Annotated in this window: 15 protein-coding genes; all 15 read left to right on the forward strand. The window is 42.8% G+C overall.

Annotation, left to right across the window (positions count from 1 at the left end; all coding sequences use genetic code 11):
- The first annotated feature begins 4 nt into the window (after positions 1–4).
- The 15 genes from NSQ29_RS29400 to NSQ29_RS29470 all read left to right on the forward strand — a co-directional run bounded on the left by NSQ29_RS29400 (position 5) and on the right by NSQ29_RS29470 (position 23950).
- The gene (locus NSQ29_RS29400; RefSeq protein ID WP_076285654.1) at positions 5–826 is read left to right on the forward strand and encodes a flagellar hook-basal body protein; all 822 of its coding nucleotides are present in this window, start codon (positions 5–7) and stop codon (positions 824–826) included.
- 10 nt (positions 827–836) lie between these two features.
- Entirely contained in the window at positions 837–1073 is a 237-nt protein-coding gene (locus NSQ29_RS29405) for a DNA-directed RNA polymerase subunit beta (protein ID WP_042192450.1), read from the forward strand.
- A gap of 257 nt (positions 1074–1330) precedes the next feature.
- Positions 1331–1753 carry a 3-hydroxyacyl-ACP dehydratase FabZ gene (fabZ, locus tag NSQ29_RS29410; RefSeq protein ID WP_042192447.1) on the forward strand — a complete coding sequence of 141 codons (423 nt, stop codon included), beginning with the start codon at positions 1331–1333 and terminating at the stop codon, positions 1751–1753.
- Between the two features lie 47 nt (positions 1754–1800).
- Positions 1801–3522 carry a phospho-sugar mutase gene (locus NSQ29_RS29415; RefSeq protein WP_341126656.1) on the forward strand — a complete coding sequence of 574 codons (1722 nt, stop codon included), beginning with the start codon at positions 1801–1803 and terminating at the stop codon, positions 3520–3522.
- Positions 3523–3656: 134 nt separating this feature from the next.
- Positions 3657–5693: a DUF5693 family protein gene (locus NSQ29_RS29420; protein ID WP_340973226.1), complete on the forward strand. Its 2037-nt coding sequence runs from the start codon at positions 3657–3659 to the stop codon at positions 5691–5693.
- A complete protein-coding gene (csaB, locus tag NSQ29_RS29425; protein ID WP_340973225.1) occupies positions 5669–6805 on the forward strand; it encodes a polysaccharide pyruvyl transferase CsaB in 1137 nt (378 codons plus the stop codon). Before NSQ29_RS29420 ends, csaB begins: the two co-directional genes overlap by 25 nt.
- Before the next feature lie 6 nt (positions 6806–6811).
- Complete coding sequence (locus NSQ29_RS29430) at positions 6812–7567, forward strand: WecB/TagA/CpsF family glycosyltransferase (RefSeq protein ID WP_042192439.1); 756 nt, start codon at positions 6812–6814, stop codon at positions 7565–7567.
- 116 nt (positions 7568–7683) lie between these two features.
- Positions 7684–8811 (forward strand): glycosyltransferase family 4 protein, encoded by a 1128-nt coding sequence (locus tag NSQ29_RS29435; RefSeq protein WP_060625958.1) that lies wholly within the window; start codon positions 7684–7686, stop codon positions 8809–8811.
- Between the two features lie 206 nt (positions 8812–9017).
- Positions 9018–12917: an S-layer homology domain-containing protein gene (locus tag NSQ29_RS29440; RefSeq protein ID WP_341126657.1), complete on the forward strand. Its 3900-nt coding sequence runs from the start codon at positions 9018–9020 to the stop codon at positions 12915–12917.
- Between the two features lie 260 nt (positions 12918–13177).
- On the forward strand, positions 13178–13519 hold the full coding sequence (locus NSQ29_RS29445; protein ID WP_042131350.1) for a hypothetical protein: 342 nt from the start codon (positions 13178–13180) through the stop codon (positions 13517–13519).
- A gap of 826 nt (positions 13520–14345) precedes the next feature.
- A complete protein-coding gene (locus NSQ29_RS29450) occupies positions 14346–17120 on the forward strand; it encodes a hypothetical protein (protein WP_341126658.1) in 2775 nt (924 codons plus the stop codon).
- Between the two features lie 85 nt (positions 17121–17205).
- Entirely contained in the window at positions 17206–17742 is a 537-nt protein-coding gene (locus tag NSQ29_RS29455) for a hypothetical protein (protein WP_234530610.1), read from the forward strand.
- Between the two features lie 153 nt (positions 17743–17895).
- On the forward strand, positions 17896–18162 hold the full coding sequence (locus NSQ29_RS29460) for an alpha/beta-type small acid-soluble spore protein (protein ID WP_076285662.1): 267 nt from the start codon (positions 17896–17898) through the stop codon (positions 18160–18162).
- A gap of 343 nt (positions 18163–18505) precedes the next feature.
- Positions 18506–19708, forward strand: a complete 1203-nt coding sequence (gene metK, locus NSQ29_RS29465) for a methionine adenosyltransferase (RefSeq protein ID WP_339799151.1) — start codon at positions 18506–18508, stop codon at positions 19706–19708.
- Positions 19709–19909: 201 nt separating this feature from the next.
- A complete protein-coding gene (locus NSQ29_RS29470) occupies positions 19910–23950 on the forward strand; it encodes an Ig-like domain-containing protein (RefSeq protein ID WP_341126659.1) in 4041 nt (1346 codons plus the stop codon).
- The last annotated feature ends 217 nt before the right edge of the window (positions 23951–24167 follow it).

The raw sequence follows: 24167 nt of genomic DNA on the forward strand, positions 1-24167 counted from the left end.
ATCTATGAACAACTCAACGATTAGTGCAGCAGTCTCCATGTCCAGCCTTCAGCAGCGGCTTGATATTATAGCGGATAATCTAGCCAATATGGATACAAATGGTTATAAGAGCAAGAAAGGTTCCTTTGAGGATGTGCTGACTCGTGTGCAGCAGCAATCGGATGACTATGATCAGCCGGGCCGCGCTACACCTCTAGGCTTTAATATCGGTTTTGGGACTTATGTGCCTTCGATTACGACTAATTGGGAAGAAGGCCCCCTTAAAGAAACAGGTAATCCAACCGACTTGGCGCTTCAGGGTAATGGGCTGTTTGGAGTTCAGGTCAATGGAACTACAGCTTATACAAGACAAGGTGACTTTCACTTTACGCCTGACACCACCGATGCAACGAAAATGGTCCTTGTAGATAATACGGGGAATCCGGTACTGAATACAGCAGGTAATCCTTTAACGGTCCCTGTGGGCGTGAATGCAGCTATCGATGAATCCGGTCGTGTATTAACGAAACAGTCAGAGAATGGACCTGTTCGGGTAGCAGGTACTATAATGATTGTAGAACCTAAGACACAGAATGCTTTAAAGGCAGTGGACGGGAATTTCTATATGCTTGCCGATGGAGTTACAGCACAGCAGGCTTTTGTACAAAGAGCGGCAGGTGAGGCGTCTGGAATTGGAGTACGCTCAGGGTGGCTGGAGCAGTCAAATGTCGATATGACCACAGAAATGACAGAAATGATGCAGATTCAACGTACGTATCAACTCGCAGCTCGGGCGCTTTCTTCCAGTGATCAGATGCTAGGTCTGGCCAATAACATGCGCGGGTAGAGGTGAAGGAATGGAACGTCAGAAAAAGGTGAAGTCGGAAGACAAACCAGAAGACAAGAAAGAGCCGAAGCGGCGAGGATTATCAAAATGGACACTCATCCAGTGGATTCTTATTCCTTTGCTTCTCATAGCTGCACTTGGAGGCGGACTGGTTGTCGGTTACGTTGTCCTTGGCAAAAAAGAGTTTAGCGATGTTCTACAATGGAGCACGTGGAAACATGTCTATGATTTGGTTTTTGCTCCATAATTTAAGATGATAACGACTCCCTTCTTGCTTAAGGGAGTTTTCTTTTTTATACGGATAAATGTATAATGGTGGGGGGCCTCGGGCAGCAAAAAGGGCCCTCTCCGCCATGCTATCGCATCCGGTGGAGAAAGCCCCTTATCTCAACCTCCACTTCTGCAGGTGGTGAAGGATATATATAGTTTTTACCGAAGCTGCCTAAATTTATGCAGTTCGGCGAAGAATAAATGAAGTAACATCCGAAAGGAGTTTTGTTAATAATGCTGGATATCAACCAAATTCAAGAAATCATCCCCCATCGGCCTCCATTTCTGCTGGTGGACAAGATCACTGAGATTGAAATGGGTAAACGAGCTGTTGGCATTAAAAACGTAACGATCAACGAACCTTTCTTCGCAGGTCATTTTCCAGGTTATCCGGTAATGCCGGGCGTACTGATTACAGAAGCTCTTGCACAAGTTGGTGCGGTTGCTATTCTAGGGGTAGAAGCGAATCGCGGTCGGATTGGCTTTTTAGCCGGGCTCGATGGATTCCGTTTCCGTGGTCAAGTCGTACCGGGAGATACGCTCACTCTTGAAGTGGAGATTACTCGCCTTAAGGGCAGTATTGGAAAAGGACAAGCTACTGCGTCGGTTGAGGGGAAAGTTGTTGCCTCTGGGGAAATTATGTTTGCGCTCAGCTAATATTAATTAGCGAATATATATTATACATGGAGAAGGAGAGATTCTAAATGACTCAATTAAGCCCAAAAGCGGCAGAAACCTTATCTCGCTGGCTGGAGAACGCATCTGTTGATGAGTCTACGAAGGCGGAGCTGCGCGCTCTGGAGAACGAGCCACAGGAGCTCGAGGAACGATTTTATAGAGATCTAGAATTCGGTACAGGTGGTCTACGCGGTGTAATTGGTGCAGGTAGTAATCGTATCAATCGTTATACGGTAGGTAGAGCTACACAAGGTTTCGCTAAATATATTCTGGAGACGCATACTGGAGAGGAAAGACCTTCTGTTGTTATCGCTCATGACTCCCGTCGTTTCTCGCCTGAATTCACACTTGAGGCTGCTCTTGTATTGGCTGCTAATGGCATTGAGGCTCATTTATTTACTTCTCTGCGCTCAACACCCCAATTGTCGTTCAGCGTGCGCCATTTGAAGGCAACGGGCGGTATTGTTATTACTGCAAGTCATAATCCGCCTGAATATAACGGGTATAAGGTTTATAATTCTGAAGGTGGACAGCTTGTCCCTGACGAAGCCGAAAAGGTCATTTCTTACATATTAGGGGTTGACACTTTTGATGGTGTGAAGCGGATTTCCCAAGAAGAAGCGGAGCGTCAAGGTCTGCTGCACTGGCTTGGTGAGAAGGATGACGAAGCGTTTACCGATACTGTCGCTGCGGTTAGTCTTGCAAGTGAAGAGATCGCCTCTACGCTTGGAAAAGACTTCAAAATCGTATACACTCCGCTACATGGTACTGGTAACCTGCCAGTCCGCCATGTGCTTGAGAAAATAGGTTTCACACAGGTGCATGTTGTACCTGAGCAAGAACAACCAGATTCCGAATTTTCCACTGTAAAATCACCGAACCCAGAAGAACGCGAAGCCTTTACACTGGCTATGAAGCTGGGCGAAGAGTTGAATGCAGACCTCTTAATTGGCACGGATCCCGATGCAGACCGTATGGGGGCAGTGGTTCGTGACAATGAAGGTAAATTTGTTGTTTTGTCGGGCAATCAATCTGGAGCTTTGATGATTCATTATTATTTGAGCCGTTTACAGGAACAAGGTAAGTTGCCTAGCAATGGTGCAGTAGTGAAGACTATCGTGACGAGCGAGATGGGGGCAGCTGTAGCCTCTCATTATGGTGCAACTGTATTTAATACGCTAACGGGCTTCAAATATATTGGGGAAAAAATGACTCAATTTGAACAATCCGGAGATTACACATATCTTTTCGGTTATGAAGAAAGCTATGGTTATCTTGCAGGTAACTATGCTCGTGATAAGGACGCCGTTCTTGCGGCTATGTTGATCGCTGAAGCAGGTGCTTATTACAAAGCTCAAGGCAAAACATTATATGATGTTCTTCAGGAATTGTATGAGCAGTTCGGATACTTCTTGGAAAGCCTGGAGTCCCGTACATTGAAGGGTAAGGATGGCGTTGCGCAAATTCAAGGTATCATGAATGATTGGCGTACGAATGCACCACAAGAAATTGCGGGATCTACCGTTACAGAGGTGCTGGATTATTCGCTAGGTTTGAATGGTCTGCCGAAGGAAAATGTACTAAAGTATTTGTTGGCTGACGGTTCATGGTTCTGCCTGCGTCCTTCCGGTACCGAACCAAAGATTAAAGTTTATTTTGCGGTTGTGGGTGAATCCTTGCAGAATGCTAAGGATAAGGTAACTACACTATCCAAGCAGGTTATGGCTCGTGTTGACGGGGAACAATAAAATAAGAATATAGATTGCGCTCTATATTGTGAAATTATATTTTTTACGTAGAAACGGGTACCGTCTCTAAAAGGATGACGATCCGTTTCTACTTTTGTAAAAAGAGTTTTGAAGTGAAAGAGGAGGTACTTTTGGTGCAGCAAAAATGGCAACGTTGGAATATTTCTTCCCGAAAGTGGCTGTGGATCATAGTTGTGGTTGGCGTTTTAGCTGCCTTGCCAGTTGTCTATGACCGTCTGCAGACGGAGAAGTCTTCCAAGACAGTGGAATTTGTATTTGATTACCGTGATTTAGTTGAAGTAGCAAGCTATCGTGCAAATCCGCAGGATTATATTTCCGAACAGTTAGATCGTCTAAAAGATGCTGGTGTTCAGAGTATGGCGATTTACGAAAGCACGCTGGAAGATTATCGGAAGGCGCGTCGTCTAATGATGTGGGGTGCGGCTGATATCGCTAATCTTACGGATACAATCATTCCGGTGAATGAGAACTATACTTATGTTCTTTTTACTAATCCTGATTACTACCAGGCCCTGGCGCCTGTCATTAAAGAGGCATTCGGTAATCTTGGGATTACTTCGAAGGAATGGAGTTTCCGCGGACAACAAGGTCTTATTATTGAGACTCCAATAGAAGATGCTACACTGAAGCCACTTCAGCCGGATCCATTTACACTGGAGATGCTGCATGACAAAGGGTTCACCATTGTACCGCGTCTTGTGGATTCTTTGACTTATAATAAAGCAACAGTTAAGAAGCTGTTAGATCGTTATGAAGAATTGGGTGTAAAACGAATCCTATTCGAGGGAGAGTCCGTTAAAGGGTTTAATGATGATGCCGATACGGCTAGTATCACTGACTTTGCAAATCTCCTTAAGGAACGTGGAATCGGAATTGCAGCAATTGAAAATATTAAGAAGCAGCAGAAGGGCTTTAACAAGCTTGCTTATTTGCTGGACTATAACGTAACACGGTTATACTCCCTTAGCGAAGGGGACTCTGCCTTAGATCCAAAAGTGATCTCAGATCGTTTTGCGCTGGCAACAAAGGATCGCAATATCCGCATGATTTATTTAAATACGATTCCTTCACGGAATACAGCTAAGGCACAGATTACAGATACGCTAGACAACCTTGTCACGAGTCTGAGTGATCCTGGTGGTGCCGTTGAGCAGATCAAAGACAATGGGTTTAAGTTAGGACAAGCTACGGCTTTTGAGGTTGTAGATTCGTCTTATCAGCGTTACTTCAAGTTAGTTGCGGTAGTTGGCGCAGTCTCTTTAGTAGCGCTGCTGATTTCTTACTTTATTCCTTGGCTTACGATCCCGGCGTGGGTGCTAGGATTACTGGGAAGTGCAGGCCTGCTGGTCTTGAAACCAGAGCTGTTTGAGCAGGCACTGGCGCTAGCGGCTGCGATAAGTGCACCAACTCTGGCAGTTGTACTTGCCATTCGTAAGGTCAATGAAATGGGACCTCCTCTACGGAGCAATACCCTTACCTATAAGGCTATGAGCCCGCAACGTCGGTTTACGCATAGTCTGGTGCTTTATTTGAAGACTTCATTAATTTCTTTGAGCGCTGTGCCATTCGTGATCGCACTGCTCAACAACATAACCTACAGTCTCGTGCTGGACCAGTTCCGTGGTGTTAGTCTGCTCCATATGGCGCCTATCGGCCTTGTAGCACTTTATGTACTCCTCTATCGTGGAGAGTTTGTCTTTAACAAGACAGGTAAGCTGCTGCGTACACCAATCACATTAGCTATGGTTCTTGCCGCTATGGTTCTTGGGGTCGTAGGTATGTATTATTTAAGCCGTACTGGAAATGGTGGTAACGTAACACCTCTAGAAATGGCCTTCCGTACATTCCTAGAGAATACGGTTGGTGTCCGGCCGCGTAATAAAGAGTTTTTGCTCGCACATCCGTTATTAATTCTTGGTGCATTCCTGGCCTTTAGATATCGGAATGCAGCATTTATCATGATCATTGCCGTAATTGGTCAGCTCTCCATGGTGGATACCTTTGCGCATATTCATTCACCTGTTCTGATCTCGCTGGTTCGTGGATTGCTCGGTCTTGGACTCGGACTGATCATTGGTATAATTGCCGTAATCGTATGGCAGATTGCAGAAGGGTGTTGGAAACGATGGTCGCCACTCCTAAAAAGATAGTTATCTCTGGTTACTATGGTTTCCGTAACAGTGGAGATGAGGCGGTGTTGCAGTCTATTCTAATTGCACTGCAGAAACAGTCTCAAGCTTTGGGTATATCCATTGAGCCTATAGTGCTGTCCATTGATCCTGAGTGGACGAGCGCCACATACGGAGTGAAATCCGTGCACCGGATGAAGCTTGTTGAAGTCCGTCAAGCGATTTATGAGAGCGCTGGTCTGATCAGCGGTGGGGGCAGCTTGCTGCAGGATGTCACAGGTAGCAAGAGTATTCCTTACTATTTAGGTATTATCAAGCTTGCGCAGTGGATGGGGAGACCAACCTTTATCTATGCTCAAGGTATCGGGCCAGTGAATCGCAAGCTTTTTCACCCTTTAATCAAATCCGTGTTTCGTAAATGTACTTATATATCTGTGCGGGATGAACAATCCCGCGAGCTTCTCCTATCTATGGGACTGGAACAGAAAAAGATAGAGGTTGTTCCCGACCCGGTTATGGGCTTGTCTTTGCCAGAGGACACGGATGCTACTACACAATCTTCAGAATTATCTGATTCACTTCCGTTGATTGGGATATCGGTACGTTTTTGGGAGCAAGACCGCAGAGAACTGGAGGCTCTTGCACAAGGCTTGATTAAGGCCAACCGTGAGGTTCCGTTACATTTGCGATTCCTCCCTTTTCACACCCCTTCGGACAATGAGGCTTCACGTTATCTGATGGATAAGCTGAAGGGAAGTATAACCGAGCATGGTGGGCAGGTCAGTATTTGTGAGGATGCCATTCACCCGCAGCATATGCTACGGGAAGTGGGACAATGCGATGTTCTGATTGGTATGCGACTTCATAGCTTGATCTACGCAGCTGGAAGACGTGTTCCACTGATTGGTATTTCTTATGATCCGAAGATCGATCATTTTCTGGACAGAATTCAGTGCCACCCTGTTGGAGCAACGAACACACTTGATGCTGAACATGTTGCTGCCGAGACTGTCCATCTTTTGAATACAGGGCAGGAATGGAGAGTGGCACGGGAAGATGTCATTTCCAAGTTGATTCAAGAAGCAGAGGCACCAGCTCGGCAAATCGTAGAATATTTTCACCATAAAGGATGATCTAAAGTGAAAGCAGAAAGCGCGGTACCTACAGTTCCTATTTTTGGAATTAGAGTCTCGAAAGTTGATATGGCAGCAACAGTTGCCTATTTGACGGAGGCTGTTCATACCCGTATCCCGCATCAAGTGATTACAGCTAATCCAATTATGGTTATGGCTGCACTGGAAGATCCAGCTTATATGGATATTATGAAATCGGCTGAATTGGTTGTCCCCGATGGGACAGGCGTTGTATGGGCTGCTAATTATTGTAATGAGCCGGTATCAGAACGGGTAGCAGGTTATGATCTGTTACATGAATTGATGCGGCAGGGTGAAAGATATAGTTGGAAGGTATATCTCCTAGGTTCTACGCCTGAAGTGATTCGGGAAACCGCTGAAAGGTTACAATTGCAATATCCGGGTGTTATCATTGCAGGATATCACGACGGTTATTTTGGCCCGGATGCAGATGAAGAAATTGTTGCTGGAATTGTTAAAGCTAATCCTGACTTATTATTTGTTGCCAGAGGTGCAGATAGTCAGGAACCTTGGATTGCTAAATATAAGTCCAAACTGGGCGTTCCGATCATGATGGGGGTCGGCGGCAGCTTTGACGTGATCTCTGGGAAGAGCAAAAGAGCGCCAATAGCCTTCCAAAAAATGAGAATTGAATGGTTGTACCGTCTCCTAAAAGAACCTACACGGTACAAACGAATGCTTGCACTGCCGAAATTCGCATTAAAAGTGGTGCGTGAGAAAGATAAAGTAACAAAAGTCTAGCAAAATGCCGATATTCACCTAGAAAATGAGATAAATAGCCTAAATAAAGGATTGGAATTTGTTTTTGTAACAGCGTATAATTCAATGCGGTAGAGAAATGGGGGTCGACTGATCAAATGTTAATCATATACATCGCTGGATTTATCGTATGCATGGGACTCGCACTTGGCCTCACACCTTTGGTGAAGAAATTCGCCATTAAGATTGGTGCAACAGATGTGCCGAATGCTCGTAAAGTGCACACGAAAATTATGCCCCGCCTTGGCGGATTAGCTATTTTTCTAGCGTTTGTGTTAGGCCTGCTTGCCGTATTGCCGATTATTCCATACGAGTTCACTCCGCGGGAGGTCAACTTCATCAAAGCGCTGCTGTGTGGTGGCGGACTGATTGTACTTATCGGGGCACTCGATGACCGATTCGAATTATCAGCAAAAGTGAAGCTACTGGGCCAAATTATCGCAGCCTGTATCGTTGTTTTCGGCTTTGGTATTACTGTAGATTTTGTGAATATTCCATTTAACAATACGTATTCCTCACTGGAGAGCTGGATTGCTATCCCGCTAACGATTTTCTGGATTGTCGGTGTCACCAATGCCGTTAATCTGATCGACGGGCTGGACGGGCTTGCGGCTGGTGTATCAGGAATTGCAATTGCTACGATTGCGGCAATGGCTTTCGTGATGGGAAACACCATGGTGGCAATGCTGTGTCTGTTGCTTCTGGGTAGCATCATCGGATTCCTGTTCTTTAACTTCCATCCTGCTAAGATTTTCATGGGTGATACGGGTTCGCTGTTCTTAGGCTTTTGCTTGGCATTACTTGCTTTGCTAGGATTTAAACAGATTGCAGTGGTTTCGTTTATTACACCTTTGCTTATTATCGGTGTACCATTGTCGGACACGTTCTTTGCGATCGTGCGCCGTAAGCTGCAGAAGAAACCAATCTTCGCACCAGATAAAGGTCACTTGCATCACTGTCTACGCGAGCTTGGCTTTAGCCACCGCCAGACTGTACTCATTATTTATGGTATTGCTGCGTTTTTCGGTATTCTAGCTGTCATTCAATCATCCGCAGCTCTATATGAAGCGAACTGGGTTACGTTCGTAGTCATCTGCATCATGCTATTCTTCCTGCAGATAGGTGCTGAAATTACTGGTTTGATTGGTAAGACTAAGCGTCCAGTAATTAATTTCTTTTTAAGAATGCGCATGAAAGTGAGTCAGGAACGCGGATCTAAGCTGTAAGCTGCACTTTATAATAATTATAGAAACAACTAGTTCTCATTACGTAAAAGCCTATCCTGTTACAGGATGGGCTTTTACGTTCTTAAAATTAGCTGAAAAATGTTTTTTCTATAAAATTATTAAGCAGTATTCCTTCAAATTATCATCTTATGTACCGATAAAATAGTTAACGTCAACAAAAGGGAGAGATTAATGACATGCAGCGCATGAGAAAGACATTTATATGGTCGCTACTGTTTGCTTTGGTAGTAACTTTAGTCCCCACTGGACTCATGAACACCGCAGAGGCGGCAGATAAGCCCACCAGTTATTTTACACCAGATAATAAAGTTTTACGAAATACAGTTGATCTGACACTATTACCGTCAACAACTACAACTACTCAAATCTCCAGAACTAATGTATTGCAAGTAACCGATGCGAGCTTGAAGGTTTCAGGAACCTATACAAAGGTAACCAGCTCTACACTGGGAGCAAATGTACAACTATTGAGCTGGGATCAGCAAGCTGGAAAGTGGGTTGAAGACCCTACACATGTGATGCCAGGTGTTGTTCAGTTGGATGTTGATAGCCCGGATAACCGGTTTACCGCGAATTTGACTCTGTATCCGGGAATTAATCGGATTACGTTGACCGGGTCACAGGGAAGTAACGATCGTTCTGAGGCTTTTTATGTTCTTTTTGATAAGGTACCTTATGTTGAGAAGCTTCAAGTATTAGGCGGTTCAGATAAGCTTGACCTGAACGAAGGTGCGCAGCTTGTAGTAGCGAACTCAGAAATCACTTTGGAAGGTAAAGCACAAAATGCAACAAAGGTTACTGTTTCCATTAACGGTGAGGGCGCATCAGCTACCTCTCTATTGCAGGACGGAACCTTCTTCTCACAGCGGATGCAACTTAAACCAGGTGTGAATGAGCTGAAGTTAGTCGTAATGAACGGCTCTGATACGCTGTCCTTTCAATATACGATATTTTATTTTGATGAGAAGAATCCCATTGTTAAATTATACTTAGGGGATTCGTCTAATTATGTACAGGATCTGCTTGGCAAAGATCAGCCGATATTTACGGAGAAAGCGGATACCGCCAAAGTATTTGTTCAAATGATGGTTCCGGACAATGCCGGGATTCCATTTGCTGGTTCTGCAATTGTAAAGCTTGATAATGCGGTTGTTACCCCTTCTTATGGAAGTGGGATGACTATTGATTCTAGTGGTAAATTGTCTTTAACTACTGGGTCTGAAATTTTGGTCCCTTCTCCGAAGAAAGATTCGCCTTCATATCGTCTAGTTACATTCAGCATTCCACTCACTATGGTGAAAGACACGGCAGCCAATATTTTAGTAGATCAAGTTCACGCTCTTTCGGTCGCTTATGGGACTAAAACAATAAATCGTTCCGTGGATTTTCAATATATGCAGGGAAAAACAGTTATCACAGATATGAGACTTTTAGAAGGATCTGATTTCTCAGATCCTAATGCTACTATTCCACCAGGTGTATCGTTAAATGGAGCAAAGGTGAACTCCAGTGAGTTTTATATTCGGGTCAAAACTAACAGCAAACCTAATACTACTACGTTACTTGCTAGTTACTTACCTTTATCCACTAAGAATTTAGTTCCTGAGTGGGTTAGGACGATATCAGATACTGATTATATATACAAAATAAAGGATTTTCAAAATGGTAATCAGACGGTCCGCTTTAATTTCGATGGTTCTACAGCAAATAAAGATGTTAATATTTCCTTTGCATCAAAGAACTACATCTATGTCGCTAACCTCACTGATGGAGAGACTTATACTATTGATTCAAGCGCAAACAAAACACTCACAGTTAAAGGGCAGTACATTGATTTCCAAAATCTAAAAAGTGCTTTTTTTGTAGCCGAAATGTATGTTAATGGACTAAAAGTTAAATCAAGCACCGATGCTTGGGTGGACAAACAAACAGGTAATTTTGAAGTTCCACTAGCGGTTAACGCTACAGCAGGTCCGTTGGTATATGGAGAGAACAAAATCATTTTTACTGCAACAGGTATTGATGACAAAGGACAGACAAGAGAAGTGCGCAAGGAATTGCGTATATATATTATTGATGAGAATGTGTCAACGATTAGTAAGTTCCAACCTGCTGTTGGTACAGGAAGACCGGACTTTCCGGCTCGAGATTTTCCATCAACCGATCCAGGACTTGCCAAACTTTTTAATTTAACACCAGATTTCATTTATAAAGATAATGTATATACAACAAGTCTGAAGACGTATGATTTAGTACTTCGAGGAAGTGGAGCGGTTAAGCTCAATTTGAATTTGGGAACTAAAAATATTGTTTCTATTGATATTCCTACAAATTCACAATCGTCTGAGACTCCTACTTTTCCTCCAGGTGGTGAATACACTTATAGCTTTGCAGGAAATCAAAAGGACTTTATTATGCGAATCCAAGATCTCACTAATGATGCACCAGGAACGTATATATACACACTTGAACTGATTAACAGCACAGGAGCCAAGACTAGTCGGAAGCTAGAAATTGTTAGAGAAGTAAGTGCGTATCGCCTTCTTTCACCTCAGCCTTCTGTAGGGACTCAATATGTTGTGAACAAAAACTTCATTCACTTCGATATTGAGGCTGAAGGAGCTACAGATGTTATCGTAGATAAAGAACGTGCGGTTAGACGTACTGACTTAGGGGCTAATAGATTTGTATTAGATTATGTGGGCTTAAAACAAGACAAAGCCAATCCTATTAAGATTTCGATTGTTCGCGGAGGAGCAACCACGACAGATACCATTTCCGTATTCTATACGGGGACTGTAGGTGTCGATTCGCAGTACATGGCACCTAAGGTAGCGGATAAATACAGCGTATTTAACAAGGCATTAGAATTAAACTTCCCTAAAGGAACGGTAATGCAAAGTACAGATAGACGGAACCTCACGAAATATTATCCTGACACGAAGCTGCGTTTTGGGATTGCAGAGCCGAAGACAGGTGTAGTAGAACGCCGTAATGATTATGGAAATGTTATTGGTTTCCCTGAGACGTTTGAGGATAGCGGTATTCCTACATGGAAGATTCCTGATGAGTTTACACTTCGTTTTAGCTCCGATTATGAGACGAATAACTTTGGACGCATTTCGGAAATGTACTGGATTAGTGGTGGGTTAGGGGAGTTGGGCACAGTCTCAACTGCAGGATACATTCCTGCTACAAACGGATTAGCTCCATATTCTGTAGATGGTTTGTTTGGTGATCCCCAGATTCCCGCTGAACGCAGAATTACACCATCCAAACGCGGTACACTGACCCTTTCGTTTGACTCTAATGTAGTAGTGGAGGCAGGTACCCAAGTTACTGTATTCAAATATAATGATAAACGGGAATGGGAAAATATTGGAGGTACTGTAGATACCAATAAACACACAATCACCGTTCCGTTTGATGAATTTGGATACTATACCGTTATGAAGATGAGCCGAGGATACAACGATGTTACGAATCATGCTTGGGCCAGAAATATTTTGAATGCTTTGTACTCTAAAGGAATTATGAATAATCTTCGGTTTGAGCAATTCGGAACAGATGATCAGACGACAAGAGGAGAGTTCGCAACACTTCTTGTTAAAGGATTGAACCTTCCGCTTAATTATGATGATAAGAAGACATATGCGGATCTTGTACCCGGAGCAAGCTCAATTACTTGGGACTATGCCCATATTGAGACAGCGGCAAGAGCAGGTATCGTTACTGGACTCTCTGATGGTGTATTCGGACCAGATCAGTCGATTACCAGGGAACAAGCAGCTGTAATGATCGCCAGAGCACTTAAACTGAAGCTGGCAGTGAATGATCAGAAATTAAAAGACAATGTCGCCAAGTCGTTCATGGATTCCGGTAAGATAGAATCCTATGCATTGTCTGCTGTCCAAGCAGTATCGAAAGCCAAAATCATGAATGGAACTGAAGTGAACACTCCAGGACAGAAGAAACCTTCATATAACTTTAATCCTAAGTCCAACATGACCAGAGCTGAAGCTGGAAAAATTGCTGTTGAGCTATTGAAAAAGAGTACTACAATATTCCCTAAAAACCTGAGCTAGAGGGAAAGCTTCATATTGTATGATTTTATTACAGAGGGCTGTTTAGTCGCCCTCTGTTTGTTCATTTATCAGCCACTATATATTCGGTATACTTTATATCTGATTACCATTTGGGTATAATGAAAAAAGAAAAATGCAAAGTTTTGAAGAGCACGTGGATGTATACAGCTTAAATTACCATTTAGACATCTTTGTAATCTGCGCCGATTTACGATACAATAACGTAGAAAATATTATTTTCTGAAAGGTGAAAGCCAACCATGAAACCGATTTTAGCAAAAGCACAGTTGGATTACATGAAAGCCAAGAATATGTTTGAGAATAGAGCAAAAGTGTTAGAAAAGGAAATTGCGGCTAAACGGGCACTACAGGAAATTACACAAGAGGTCATGGAGGAGCTTGTGCAGGCTACAGGATTCCATGATTCATACAACGAGCTTGTTGTGGCTGAGAATGCCCTGATCGAATGGTCTCATACTACAATCAAACATGAGAAGAGCTACCGAGAGAATCGTGCAGCTATTGATGCAATGTATGACAATGTAAACTCAAGTCCTGAAAAGCGTCAGGAATTGATCCAGTTATCTATGAAGATTCGTTAGACCCTACTGTAATAGAAGCAAGCGCCGGCAACGGCGCTTTTTTGTTGCGTTCTGCATGGATGTTATCTGTATGGGAAGCTTCGCGAGGTGAAGGTAAGTAGTATTCATTAGCTTAAGAATCATCGATGCAAGAATGAAACAGAAGGCTAACGAAGAATGAGCGAGTTAGATCGGAACCTAGAAGAAAAATTTTCTAGGTTACAGCTTTAGAACTGGGGCGAGTCTCAAAAGGAGAACCTCATATAATCGCCGTACGGTGATTTGAGAAATCAAGGAGATCCTCTTCTGCATACTCAAAATTTGTAGGAATGTTTAAATAAATGGCACTAGTGTTAATGATACTTAGTAAATATTGCATAATGACGTTTAGAAAACGACTATGGTATACTATTTTCCGTGGCAACCCATGATTAACAATAGTTAGTAGAACATACATATGTATCTTCTATTGGGATTGTACCGGGAAACAAAAAAAGAAAAGATTTTTTTGAGAAACCGCAACTTTTCCAAATCTTCTGCGTTTAAGGTGTAGAGTCATTTACACAGGCAGTTGAAATTAACCGGTGGTAAAGCGAATTTTACAAAATGGAAAAATTAGCTTTACGTGACTTGAGGCACATTGTATAATACTTAGGTATAATTAGGAATCTAGTATTGTCATGTCCTGATCATTGTTTACCAGTTTCTGTGATACCCGTCACAGACATTATTTATACTTAATTTGCTCAACTCTGGAAAGGGGGTGCATCGGCTAATGAGTGACACGAGCTACTCAACTAAAGAAAAATCTCAGTTTATGAACGTCCAAGGAGGAGAAAAAAAGGTTATGAAGAAAATTTTATCCGTAGCATTATCTACAGCAATGGCATTCTCGATGTTTGCCTCTGTAGCGTTTGGTGACGCAGCAACAACCCCGCAACAAAAATTTGACGCTTTGGCAGCAAAAGGTATTCTCAATGGGTACCCAGATGGTCAAGCTCACCTTGAAAAAGATCTTACTCGCGCTGAATTCGCGAAGATCGTTACTAAATTGTTCGATCTTACTGAAGTAACTAACAAATTGTCTTACAAAGACAAAGGTTACAACGCTAAGAACTGGGCAGTTCCTTACATCGAAGCTGTTACTGCAGCTAACTTGATGCAAGGTAAAGATACTGTTAAAGGTATCTTCGACTACAATGGTAAAGTAACAGTTGAAGAAGTAGCGGCTGTATTGTTCCGCGCTTTGAAACTTGAAACACCAGCTACAACTGACAACACTGCATCTGCATGGGCTAAAGGTTATGCTCAAGCAGTAATCAATGCTGGTCTGATTGCTAAAGACACTAACTTCAAAGCTAACGCTAGCCGTTCTTTGGTAGTTGAAACAGCTTATGCAGTTGATCAACTGACAGCAGCTCCTACTGTAGCTTCTGCTGAAGCAGTAAGCCCAACTAAAGTAGTTGTTACTTTCTCTGACAAAACTACTACAACTGTTGAATTGACTACTGCTCTTGTAGCAGGCGTTGAAACTACAATTAACTTCAAGCACAACGATCACGACTACACTACTAAAGTAACTTTGGCAGCTCCTAAGGTTGTTTCTGTAGAAGCTCCAAATGCTAAGCAAGTTGTAGTTAAATTCAACCGTTCGATCGATACTGATACTTTGGCTGAGTCCAGTAAAGTTATCGATGGCGTTGTAAAAGTAACTAAGGTTGGCAACAAAGAAGATGAAGTTGCTAATGCAAATGTTTCTTTCAATGCAGACAACACTGAAGCTGTAATTACTTTGCCGGGCGTTAAAGCACTTAAAGGTAACTACACAGTTGTTGTAAGTGACGCTGTGGCTACTACTGCTGGTGAAAAGGTTCCTGCATTCACTTCGTTGTTGACTGTAGCTGATACAGTTGCACCAACTGTTGCATCTGTTAGCTCCACTGCTAAAGCAACAACTAAAGATGTTTATGTTAAATTCAGCGAGCCGGTTAAAACAACTGGTATTATTGCTTACGTAAATGGTAAGAGTGCTTCTGTATCTGTTCAAAATGACACTTACACTGAGTTCAAATTGACTGCAGATACTTTGGAAAGCGGTAAGACTTATGACGTATCGCTTACAAACGTTACTGACTATGCTGGTAATGTAGCTAACCCTAACCCAATCAAAACTACAGTTACTGTAGTGTCTGATGTAGCTGCTCCAGTAATTAAGAGCGTAACAGCTATCAGCGACAAATTTGTCGAAGTTGAATTCGATAAAACCGTTGAGCGTGCTTCCCTAGTAGGTAATGTTCGTTTGCTTAACGCTGTAGGTGAAAGCCAAGGTACTTTCCGTGTAGTTACTTCTGACAATGGTAAGAAGTTCACTTTGGAAACTCCTTTGAGCAGCTTCCCTAGCTCTGGTACATTTACTGGATCAGTTCTTTTCGGAGCAACAGTGAAGGATACTCTGGGTAACATCCTAGGAACTGAAACTAAAAAAGATATCACCTTTACTAAGGATACAGTAGCTCCTACAGTAACTACTGCAACTTACACAACTACTGCAACTAATAAAGGTCTTGTTCTTAAATTCTCCGAAGATGTCGTTTATAATGGTAAAGGTGATGTATACCTGATCAACGATAAAAATGGTAATTCCACTAAATTGACACACAGCGCTAGTAGCGTAGTGGGAAGCGGCAAAACATTTACATTGACTGGCGTGAATGTTCCTGCTGGATCGTACTCTGTACGTTTGCCACAAGGACTATTCAAAGATAAGTCCTTCTCGGGTAATGAGTCCACTGCAACTGTATTGACTGTTTCTATCGGTAGTGCTTCGAATGATACTACTGTACCAGCATTGTACAGCTTCAATGCTGATAACAGTGGCATCGTGTTCAAAGATAGCCAACTGACTGTAGGAACATCAACTTATGGCGATATCACAATCGAAGTCAATCTGTATGATGCAGGTGGCTTGAATAGTGCTTCTATGCAAGATATCAATAGTTACACATTAGGTAACAAAGGTCTACCTGCAGGATCTTTCGTAACTATCGATACTTTAAATGCTAGTGGTGCGAAGATTGAAAGTGCAACTAACCCAACTTATGCTCGTGCATATGTACACATTCCAAGCTCCAGTGTTGAGAAGACTGATAACTATGAATTCGTAGTTAATGGTGTTACTGATGTAGCGGGCAACCCAATTGATGGTTCCGCTTCTAAGAAAACAGGTAAGTTGACTAGCAGAATTGCTCCAGTCTTCACTTCTGCTGTAGTATCCAGCGGTAGTTCTACTGAACTGATCCTCGGATTCACTAAGGATCTGAACGAGAAGACTACTCAAGTTGATATGTTGAGAGACCTGAAATTCTTCATCAACTCCGATACAACCGCTGTTGATCAAAACGATATCGTTTCAATCACTAAGATTGAGTATGGTTCTGACAAAGGCAAATGGTCTGTTAAGTTCAAAAAACATGCCATCGACAACAAAGTAACAACAAACGAAGTACTTGACCTTAATAGTAATGATGTTAACAGAATCGTAGTTAAAGTCATTAAAGACGCTAAACTTATTGATACTGATTACAACGTTATCAAAGGTGAAACAGAAATCTCCGCTAAGTAATCTCCGATTACCGAAGCACAGAATAGCCTCTTCGGAGGCTATTCTTTTTTTATAGGTTTTTACCCCCATAAGAGGAGGAACTTCATTGAAATCGGTATGGAAAGTATCAACAGCAGCTGTATTGCTGGCTGGTGGTGTATGGGCTGGATCACTGTTGAATGTTACTGCTGAAGGTGCAGGTGTGGGTTCACAGCCTGGAACAGCAGATGACCCTGTGGTTACCAAAAGCTATGTTGATCAGCAAATTCAGAAAGCACTTACAGGTGGTACAGGTACAGCTCCAGTAGCTACAGCTACTCCGAGTCCAAGCTCAGCTCCAACAGCTACAACAAACCCGACTACTAGCAGTAATGAATCCGTAATTGTCGATGTAAAACCAGGACAAACCTTAATTGCTTCCGCAGGCGCTGAATTTATCGTTCGTGCGGGTAAAGCGGTTATCTACTCTCAGGATGCAAATGGTGTTGCTGATTTAACGGATGGTAAAGATCTTGCCAATGGAGTAGCTGCGCCGACTAACCATTTATTATCTTTCCCTCGTGATGGTCGTGGTATTACTGTGCAATCAGGACAAACTCTTGGGCTTGTTGTCATGGTTCGTGGTGGATATACACTAAAATAATTTGTAATAATATATATTCATAATGCCCGTAAAAGTACTTAATCATACCTTCAAACTGATTTCCAAAGTTACAAATCATTGGCGCGATTGAAGAGTAGATGTTGTACGCACAATATTCCTGTAATCTTACAAATTCACAGGAGGTGCTGTAACATGGCACGTAACAATCGTACAGTGGTACCGGAAAGTCGGGCAATGCTGAAGCAAATGCAATATGAAATTGCAGCTGAATTTGGTTTATATGGAGCGCATTATGGAGGCGGAGCAGACACGGAGTTTGCTTCTGAATTAGGAGCAATAGGAGGTAGTGGTTCTGGCCGTAGCCAGTATCTTGGACATCTTAGCTCAAGAGATAATGGCTCTGTTGGCGGAGAAATCACGAAGAGACTCATTAAGCAAGCAGAACAGTCTCTTCTTTAATAATATCAGGGGTGAAAGAATTCTTATTAATCCTATCTGATATTTCTTTTTAATACCGTGGAATCAATATTTATACTGTGATGGAGGGGCTTCGGAGTAATTGACACCACCTCCCAAATAAGATAATATGACTTTTGAGGAAAGCCTTAGACCTTTTCCATATGGGAAAGGTTCATTTTTTTGAAGAGTTTAGTGAATATAAACATGAAATACTGCAATCATCCTTCATAAAAAGAACAGGCCCCTGAGTTTCTTTGTTTTATATTTTTTTATTAATTTGGCCTGTGATTATTAAGGAACTCCTTATACAGTGTCAGACTAACCATAAGGGAGGTTGTTATACTTGTCTATTAAAGGGCGTCATTTGTTTACTTCTGAGTCCGTGACGGAAGGGCATCCGGATAAAATCTGTGACCAGATTTCCGATGCGGTATTGGATGCGTTTTTAGCTAATGATCCAAATGCACGTGTAGCCTGCGAAGTAGCAGTAGCAACTGGTCTTGTTTTGGTGATCGGGGAAATCAGTACTAAATCTGAGTATGTAGATATTCCTGCCATCGTACGCAATACCATTAAAGAAATTGGCTACACTCGTGCAAAATATGGTTTCGATTATAATACTTGTGCAGTATTGAGCTCACTTAACGAGCAGTCAGCTGATATTGCTCAAGGTGTAAACTCTGCTCTCGAGCACCGTGATCCAGCACAATTGGCTGAAGAAACGGCAAATATTGGTGCGGGTGATCAAGGCTTAATGTTCGGTTTTGCTACGAATGAGACACCTGAACTGATGCCGTTACCGATCGCATTGTCTCACCGTATTGCTCGTCGCTTATCTGAAGTTCGTAAGAACGGAACTTTGGAATATTTGCGTCCTGACGGGAAGACACAAGTTACGATCGAGTATCAAGATGAGAAGCCTGTGCGCGTGGATGCTATCGTAGTATCTACACAGCATGCGGAAGAAATTTCTCTTGAACAAATTCAAGCAGATATTAAAGAGCATGTAATTATGCCGGTTGTTCCTGCGGAACTGCTTGATACTGAAACTAAATATTTTATTAACCCAACAGGACGATTTGTGATTGGTGGTCCTCAAGGGGATGCCGGTCTGACTGGACGGAAGATTATCGTTGATACGTATGGCGGATACGCTCGTCACGGCGGCGGCGCATTCTCTGGTAAGGATCCAACTAAAGTGGACCGTTCTGCGGCTTATGCTGCTCGTTATGTGGCGAAGAATCTTGTAGCTGCGGGTCTAGCTGATAAATGTGAGATCCAGCTTGCTTATGCCATTGGTGTGGCTACTCCTGTCTCGATTAATGTGGATACATACGGAACAGGTAAAATCAGTGAGGAAAAGATGGTTCAACTGATCAGCAACAACTTTGATCTTCGCCCTGCGGGTATTATCTCCATGCTTGATTTACGTAAACCAATTTATAGACAGACTGCAGCATACGGCCATTTTGGACGGACTGATGTTGATCTTCCTTGGGAACGCGTAGATAAAGCGGAATTACTCAGAGGTCAAGCAGGATTGTAGTTAATTATATGTTCTTATAATTCGTTAAGCCCGCAAGTTGGCACTTAGTGTCAGCTCTGCGGGCTATTTTTATGTAATGGGCAGAATTAGGATTGATTCTAATCATAGAGAAGTAGACTACTAAACTTTGTAAGCCCTTTAACCGAAATATAAGAATATACATAAAGACGTTAGTATGGTTTGAGAGGAGTCTATCACGGCATGAAAAGAAAAATTTCAATATGGACGGCAATTTTTCTAGCGGGAGAACTGGTACTTGGAGCAGGGTATCCTTCTATCGGAATTGGAATATCGGCAGTACATGCTGCAGCGGAATTTGGCATTAGTGTGTCGCCAGCACCTGGAGCAACCTATGTAAATATCGGGTCATCTCTTAAATTAAGCTTTGATCGTCAAGTAAACCCACAGGCTGGAGAAATTACCATCACGGGTCAGGGTGATAGTACACCTTTTGTGACGATTCCTATTGGTAGTTATGGTTTAATTGGTAGTTCAAAAGATTACGAGCTTAAATTAGGGCCAAACCAACAATTCACTCCGAATAAGGCATACACGGTCACAATTCCCAAAGGATTGTTCAAAGATAACGAGGGTAATGAATCAGGACTTACTTCATGGGTATTTACCACCGCTCCCGAGAGTAATACGGCTATCACGGCAGGCAACTTTTCACCGGCTAGTAATGCAAGAGTAGATGCCGGGAGTTTAAAGGAACTTAGTCTGACACTAAATAAGCAGCTGTTAAAAGGTGGGGGCTCTATTAGAATCTTGTCCTCAGCAGATAATACAACAGTGCAAGAGTTCAGAATAAAGGATGATGACACTAGAGTTAACGTTCAAACTGATGCAAACTCTACCACAGTTAAATTAACGTTGGAGAAAGTTTTGGCAGCCGGAGGAAGTTATTATGTTCTAATAGATGCCTACGCTTTTAAAGATGTTGATAATCGAACGTTTGCTGGTATTTCTAGTGGGAATGTATGGAGTTTTTCTACGAAAGGTGTAGCTGAAATTCCAGTAACCCCATCACCGGCTAACGGTGCAGGTGGTATATCTACCACGGGAGCGCTACAGCTCACTTTTGACCGTCCTATGATGCCTGCATCAGGTTATATTACGGTGTCCCCAGGGGCTGCTAACGATGCCAGAACGAGATGGCTTGATGTGAACTCCCCAGCCGTTACTGGAGGAAGCAGCAGAACCATAACATTGAATCCAGCGTCATCAGCCTCACCTCTGCTAAACGGCACACAATATACAGTTACGATCCCCCAGGGTGCTTTTTATGATCAAGATGGAAATGTATTTCCTGCCTCGGGCCCGTACACTTGGACCTTCACAACGGTATCTTTGACTGGACTTGGCGTAAGTGCTTTGAATCCATCTGATCGAAGTGAATCTATTGCTAACAACAGATCCTTTTCGATCGCTTTTAATCGGGATGTGAATTATAACAGTGCAGTGGTCAATGGTGTGGCTCTATATAAAAGCGGAGGATCTCAGGTGCCGGTTAACGTTACTCGGAGTACCACTACAGCTAAAGAATTTATAATCACACCTTCTGTAGCGTTAGATAGTGATTCAACTTATTACATTGATATCGCTAAAGGGGCTTTTGTAGACGCAAGTGATGCCAACGTTCTATATGAAGGATTAAGTGGTAAGAATTCATGGAGCTTCAAGACCTTGTCTCTGGACAAAACTGCTCCACAGCTCACATCTGCACAGCTTGAGAATAACCGAACGATTCGTCTGAAATATAATGAGTCGCTTAATTCATCCATAGCGTTGTTGACCTCAAGCTTTGGAGTTACGGTGAATGACGAGAATCGAGCGATTGAAAGCGTCTATATTCAGGGAGACAGCGCTTATCTGGTGCTGAGTACAGGAGTAGCTGTTGGGCAGATTGTAAAGGTCAGCTATAATGGCGGACTGCGGACGATTCAGGATCCAAGCGGAAATGCGGCGAGCACTTTTAGCTCTAAACAGATCACGAACTCCATCGAGTCCTCCATGCCGACACCTAAAGATGGGAGAATCACAGGGAGATCCGTAGTATTAAACTTTAACGATACACTAAAATCAGTTTCCTATTACGCTCATAACCAGTTCTCAGTGACTGCAGATGGAAGCTCACTTGGGGTCAACTCGATCAGTTCCAGTGGTAATACAGTATATTTAACATTGGCTAGTGAAGCATCAAATGGACAGAATGTTCGGGTATCCTATTATGCAGGTTCTTATCCTTTGCAAAATTCTTATGGACAAAATATTGCGGACTTTACTGATTTCAATATCCGTAACAGTAACGATACGATTGCGCCAGTGTTTCAAAGTGCAACCGGAGGCGGCACTAAAATCATTCTGAATTATAATGAAGGCTTGTCTACAACCAATCTCCCACTGAATAGCCAATTCTCTGTGTTAGTGGGCAGCACGCCTAATTATGTAACTAATGTATCGGTCAGCGGCACTCAGGTTACTTTAACGCTTCAGAAAGCGCTGACGTTGAATCAGAATGTGACCATATCTTATGTGCCGGGTTCTGCCGGGGTGAGCGATTTGAATGGAAACCGAGCGGCGTATATTAACTTGCAGCCTGTATCCATTTCGGAGAATAGCGGAACCACTGTTCCGGAGATTAATTCAGCGGCCGTGTCGGGTGACGAGCTAACAGTTACTTTTGCAAAAAATATGCAGGCATCCGGTTCCCTCTTCACCAATCAGTTCGGAGTTAGAGCAGATAGCAGCAGCGTAGGAGTGCAATCCTACTATATCTCAGGCAATATTCTGAAGATAACATTATCCTCAGCTGTAAAAACCGGGCAAGCTGTCGACTTATCCTATATGTCTGGTAACGGTATGATTAAGGATTTGAGTGGGAATATACTATCCTCATTCTCAGCATTATCAGTTCAGAATCTAACCGGCGTGACCACCGGATCTGGAAGTCGTCCATCCTATCTGGGAACACTTGCAACGAGTGAGTTTGGAAAAGAGTATCTACTGATAAAGAGCGACTCCTCACAAATTGTGGATGACCGTTCTTTATACAATCAATCCGTAAAAAGATATACTATAAACGCAGATCGAATAGCTGCAAGTTATGAATATCTGAATAAGATGAACAATGATATATTAGCTTTTGAAGTTCCTTCCACCGAGCAAGCAGCTTTTGTATCCGTTCCGCTAAAACCATTGCTCGATGCGGTAAATCGTAATAAAAATACTAAGTTTATGATTCGTCATGGAGATAACCTATTTAGCGTAGGGCTCAATGATATGGATATGAACGGGCTTGCAAGCAGCCTGAACTCGGAAAGTAAAAATATTTCGCTCGTGTTTCGCTTGGATAAAGTTCCAGCAGGCACGTTTACACCTTTTGAGCAAAAGCTGCAAACGTTGGGAATGCGAACCGTTACTAGTCTCATGGATGTTCGTGTGACGGCGATCGTTGGCGGCAGTAATTCGAATTCCAAGGCACTGGCTGTACCAGGAGAATACACCGTACGTACTACTTCCTCGTTAAATAGTGCGCAGACATCTGTAGTCAGATTAGATCCTTCTTATGACGATGCAGCTTATCTACCCACAAAAATCAGTACGGTAGGCAGCTATACGATTATTCGTGCTCGAACCAATGGTAATCAGGTGCTAGGGACCTTCTTGTCCCTCCGGACTTTCACGGATATGAGTAAGCACTGGAGTAATGCGATTGTAGCTGAGCTTGGCGCTAAGAGTATTATCGATAGCAGCTACGGCAATGCGTTTAATCCGGAGAAAAAAATTACCCGCTCTGAGTTTGCTGTTATGCTTAGTCGGGGTCTGGGTTTGCTTGGAGATCGTGAGACAGCACAACGCTTCCGAGATGTGCGGCCTTTCACACAAACAGGAGATTATATTGGTGCAGCGGCTAAGGCAGGAATTATTACAGGGAATACGGATGGTACTTTCCGTCCGAATGATAATATAACACGCGAGCAGATGGCGATCATGATGATCCGTGCGATGGAATATACCAATCATCCTATTACACTAAGCGGTACTTCTGCCTCAACACTTGCAAGATTCAAGGATAAGGCAAAGATTCAGAATCAAAGTGCGGAGTTCGTCGCAAAGGCAGTGCAATCAGGGATTATTTTGGGCATGACAGTAAGTGAATTTGGGCCCCAAGGCAATGCCACCCGTGCTCAAGCTGCCGTGATGTTACAACGGATGCTGAAACAGGCTGATTACTTGTAAACAACTCTTATAGATAACCAAACAATTGGTAAAGCCCGGCAATTATGCCGGGCTTTTTTTGTCGTCTAATTATGACAGTTTTGACTCTATAAAGCTTGAAATCTCTCAATTTCGCAACTTTTTGGCTTATTTTCAGTCTATTAAAAGAGTACTAGAAAAATAGGAACCAGTTTCCAGACATTGATATGGACTGATAGAGTACAAAAGAGATGGGAGA

It is taken from the genome of Paenibacillus sp. FSL F4-0236 (genome assembly GCF_038000135.1).
In the GTDB taxonomy this organism is placed as follows: Bacteria; Bacillota; Bacilli; order Paenibacillales; family Paenibacillaceae; genus Paenibacillus_AQ.

Coding starts and splice junctions, on each gene's coding strand:
- NSQ29_RS29445 (WP_042131350.1), top strand. CDS start 13,178: ATGAAACCGATTTTAGCAAAAGCACAGTTGGATTACATGAAAGCCAAG.
- NSQ29_RS29450 (WP_341126658.1), top strand. CDS start 14,346: ATGAAGAAAATTTTATCCGTAGCATTATCTACAGCAATGGCATTCTCG.
- NSQ29_RS29435 (WP_060625958.1), top strand. CDS start 7,684: ATGTTAATCATATACATCGCTGGATTTATCGTATGCATGGGACTCGCA.
- NSQ29_RS29415 (WP_341126656.1), top strand. CDS start 1,801: ATGACTCAATTAAGCCCAAAAGCGGCAGAAACCTTATCTCGCTGGCTG.
- fabZ (WP_042192447.1), top strand. CDS start 1,331: ATGCTGGATATCAACCAAATTCAAGAAATCATCCCCCATCGGCCTCCA.
- NSQ29_RS29405 (WP_042192450.1), top strand. CDS start 837: ATGGAACGTCAGAAAAAGGTGAAGTCGGAAGACAAACCAGAAGACAAG.
- NSQ29_RS29400 (WP_076285654.1), top strand. CDS start 5: ATGAACAACTCAACGATTAGTGCAGCAGTCTCCATGTCCAGCCTTCAG.
- NSQ29_RS29470 (WP_341126659.1), top strand. CDS start 19,910: ATGAAAAGAAAAATTTCAATATGGACGGCAATTTTTCTAGCGGGAGAA.
- csaB (WP_340973225.1), top strand. CDS start 5,669: ATGGTCGCCACTCCTAAAAAGATAGTTATCTCTGGTTACTATGGTTTC.
- NSQ29_RS29460 (WP_076285662.1), top strand. CDS start 17,896: ATGGCACGTAACAATCGTACAGTGGTACCGGAAAGTCGGGCAATGCTG.
- NSQ29_RS29440 (WP_341126657.1), top strand. CDS start 9,018: ATGAGAAAGACATTTATATGGTCGCTACTGTTTGCTTTGGTAGTAACT.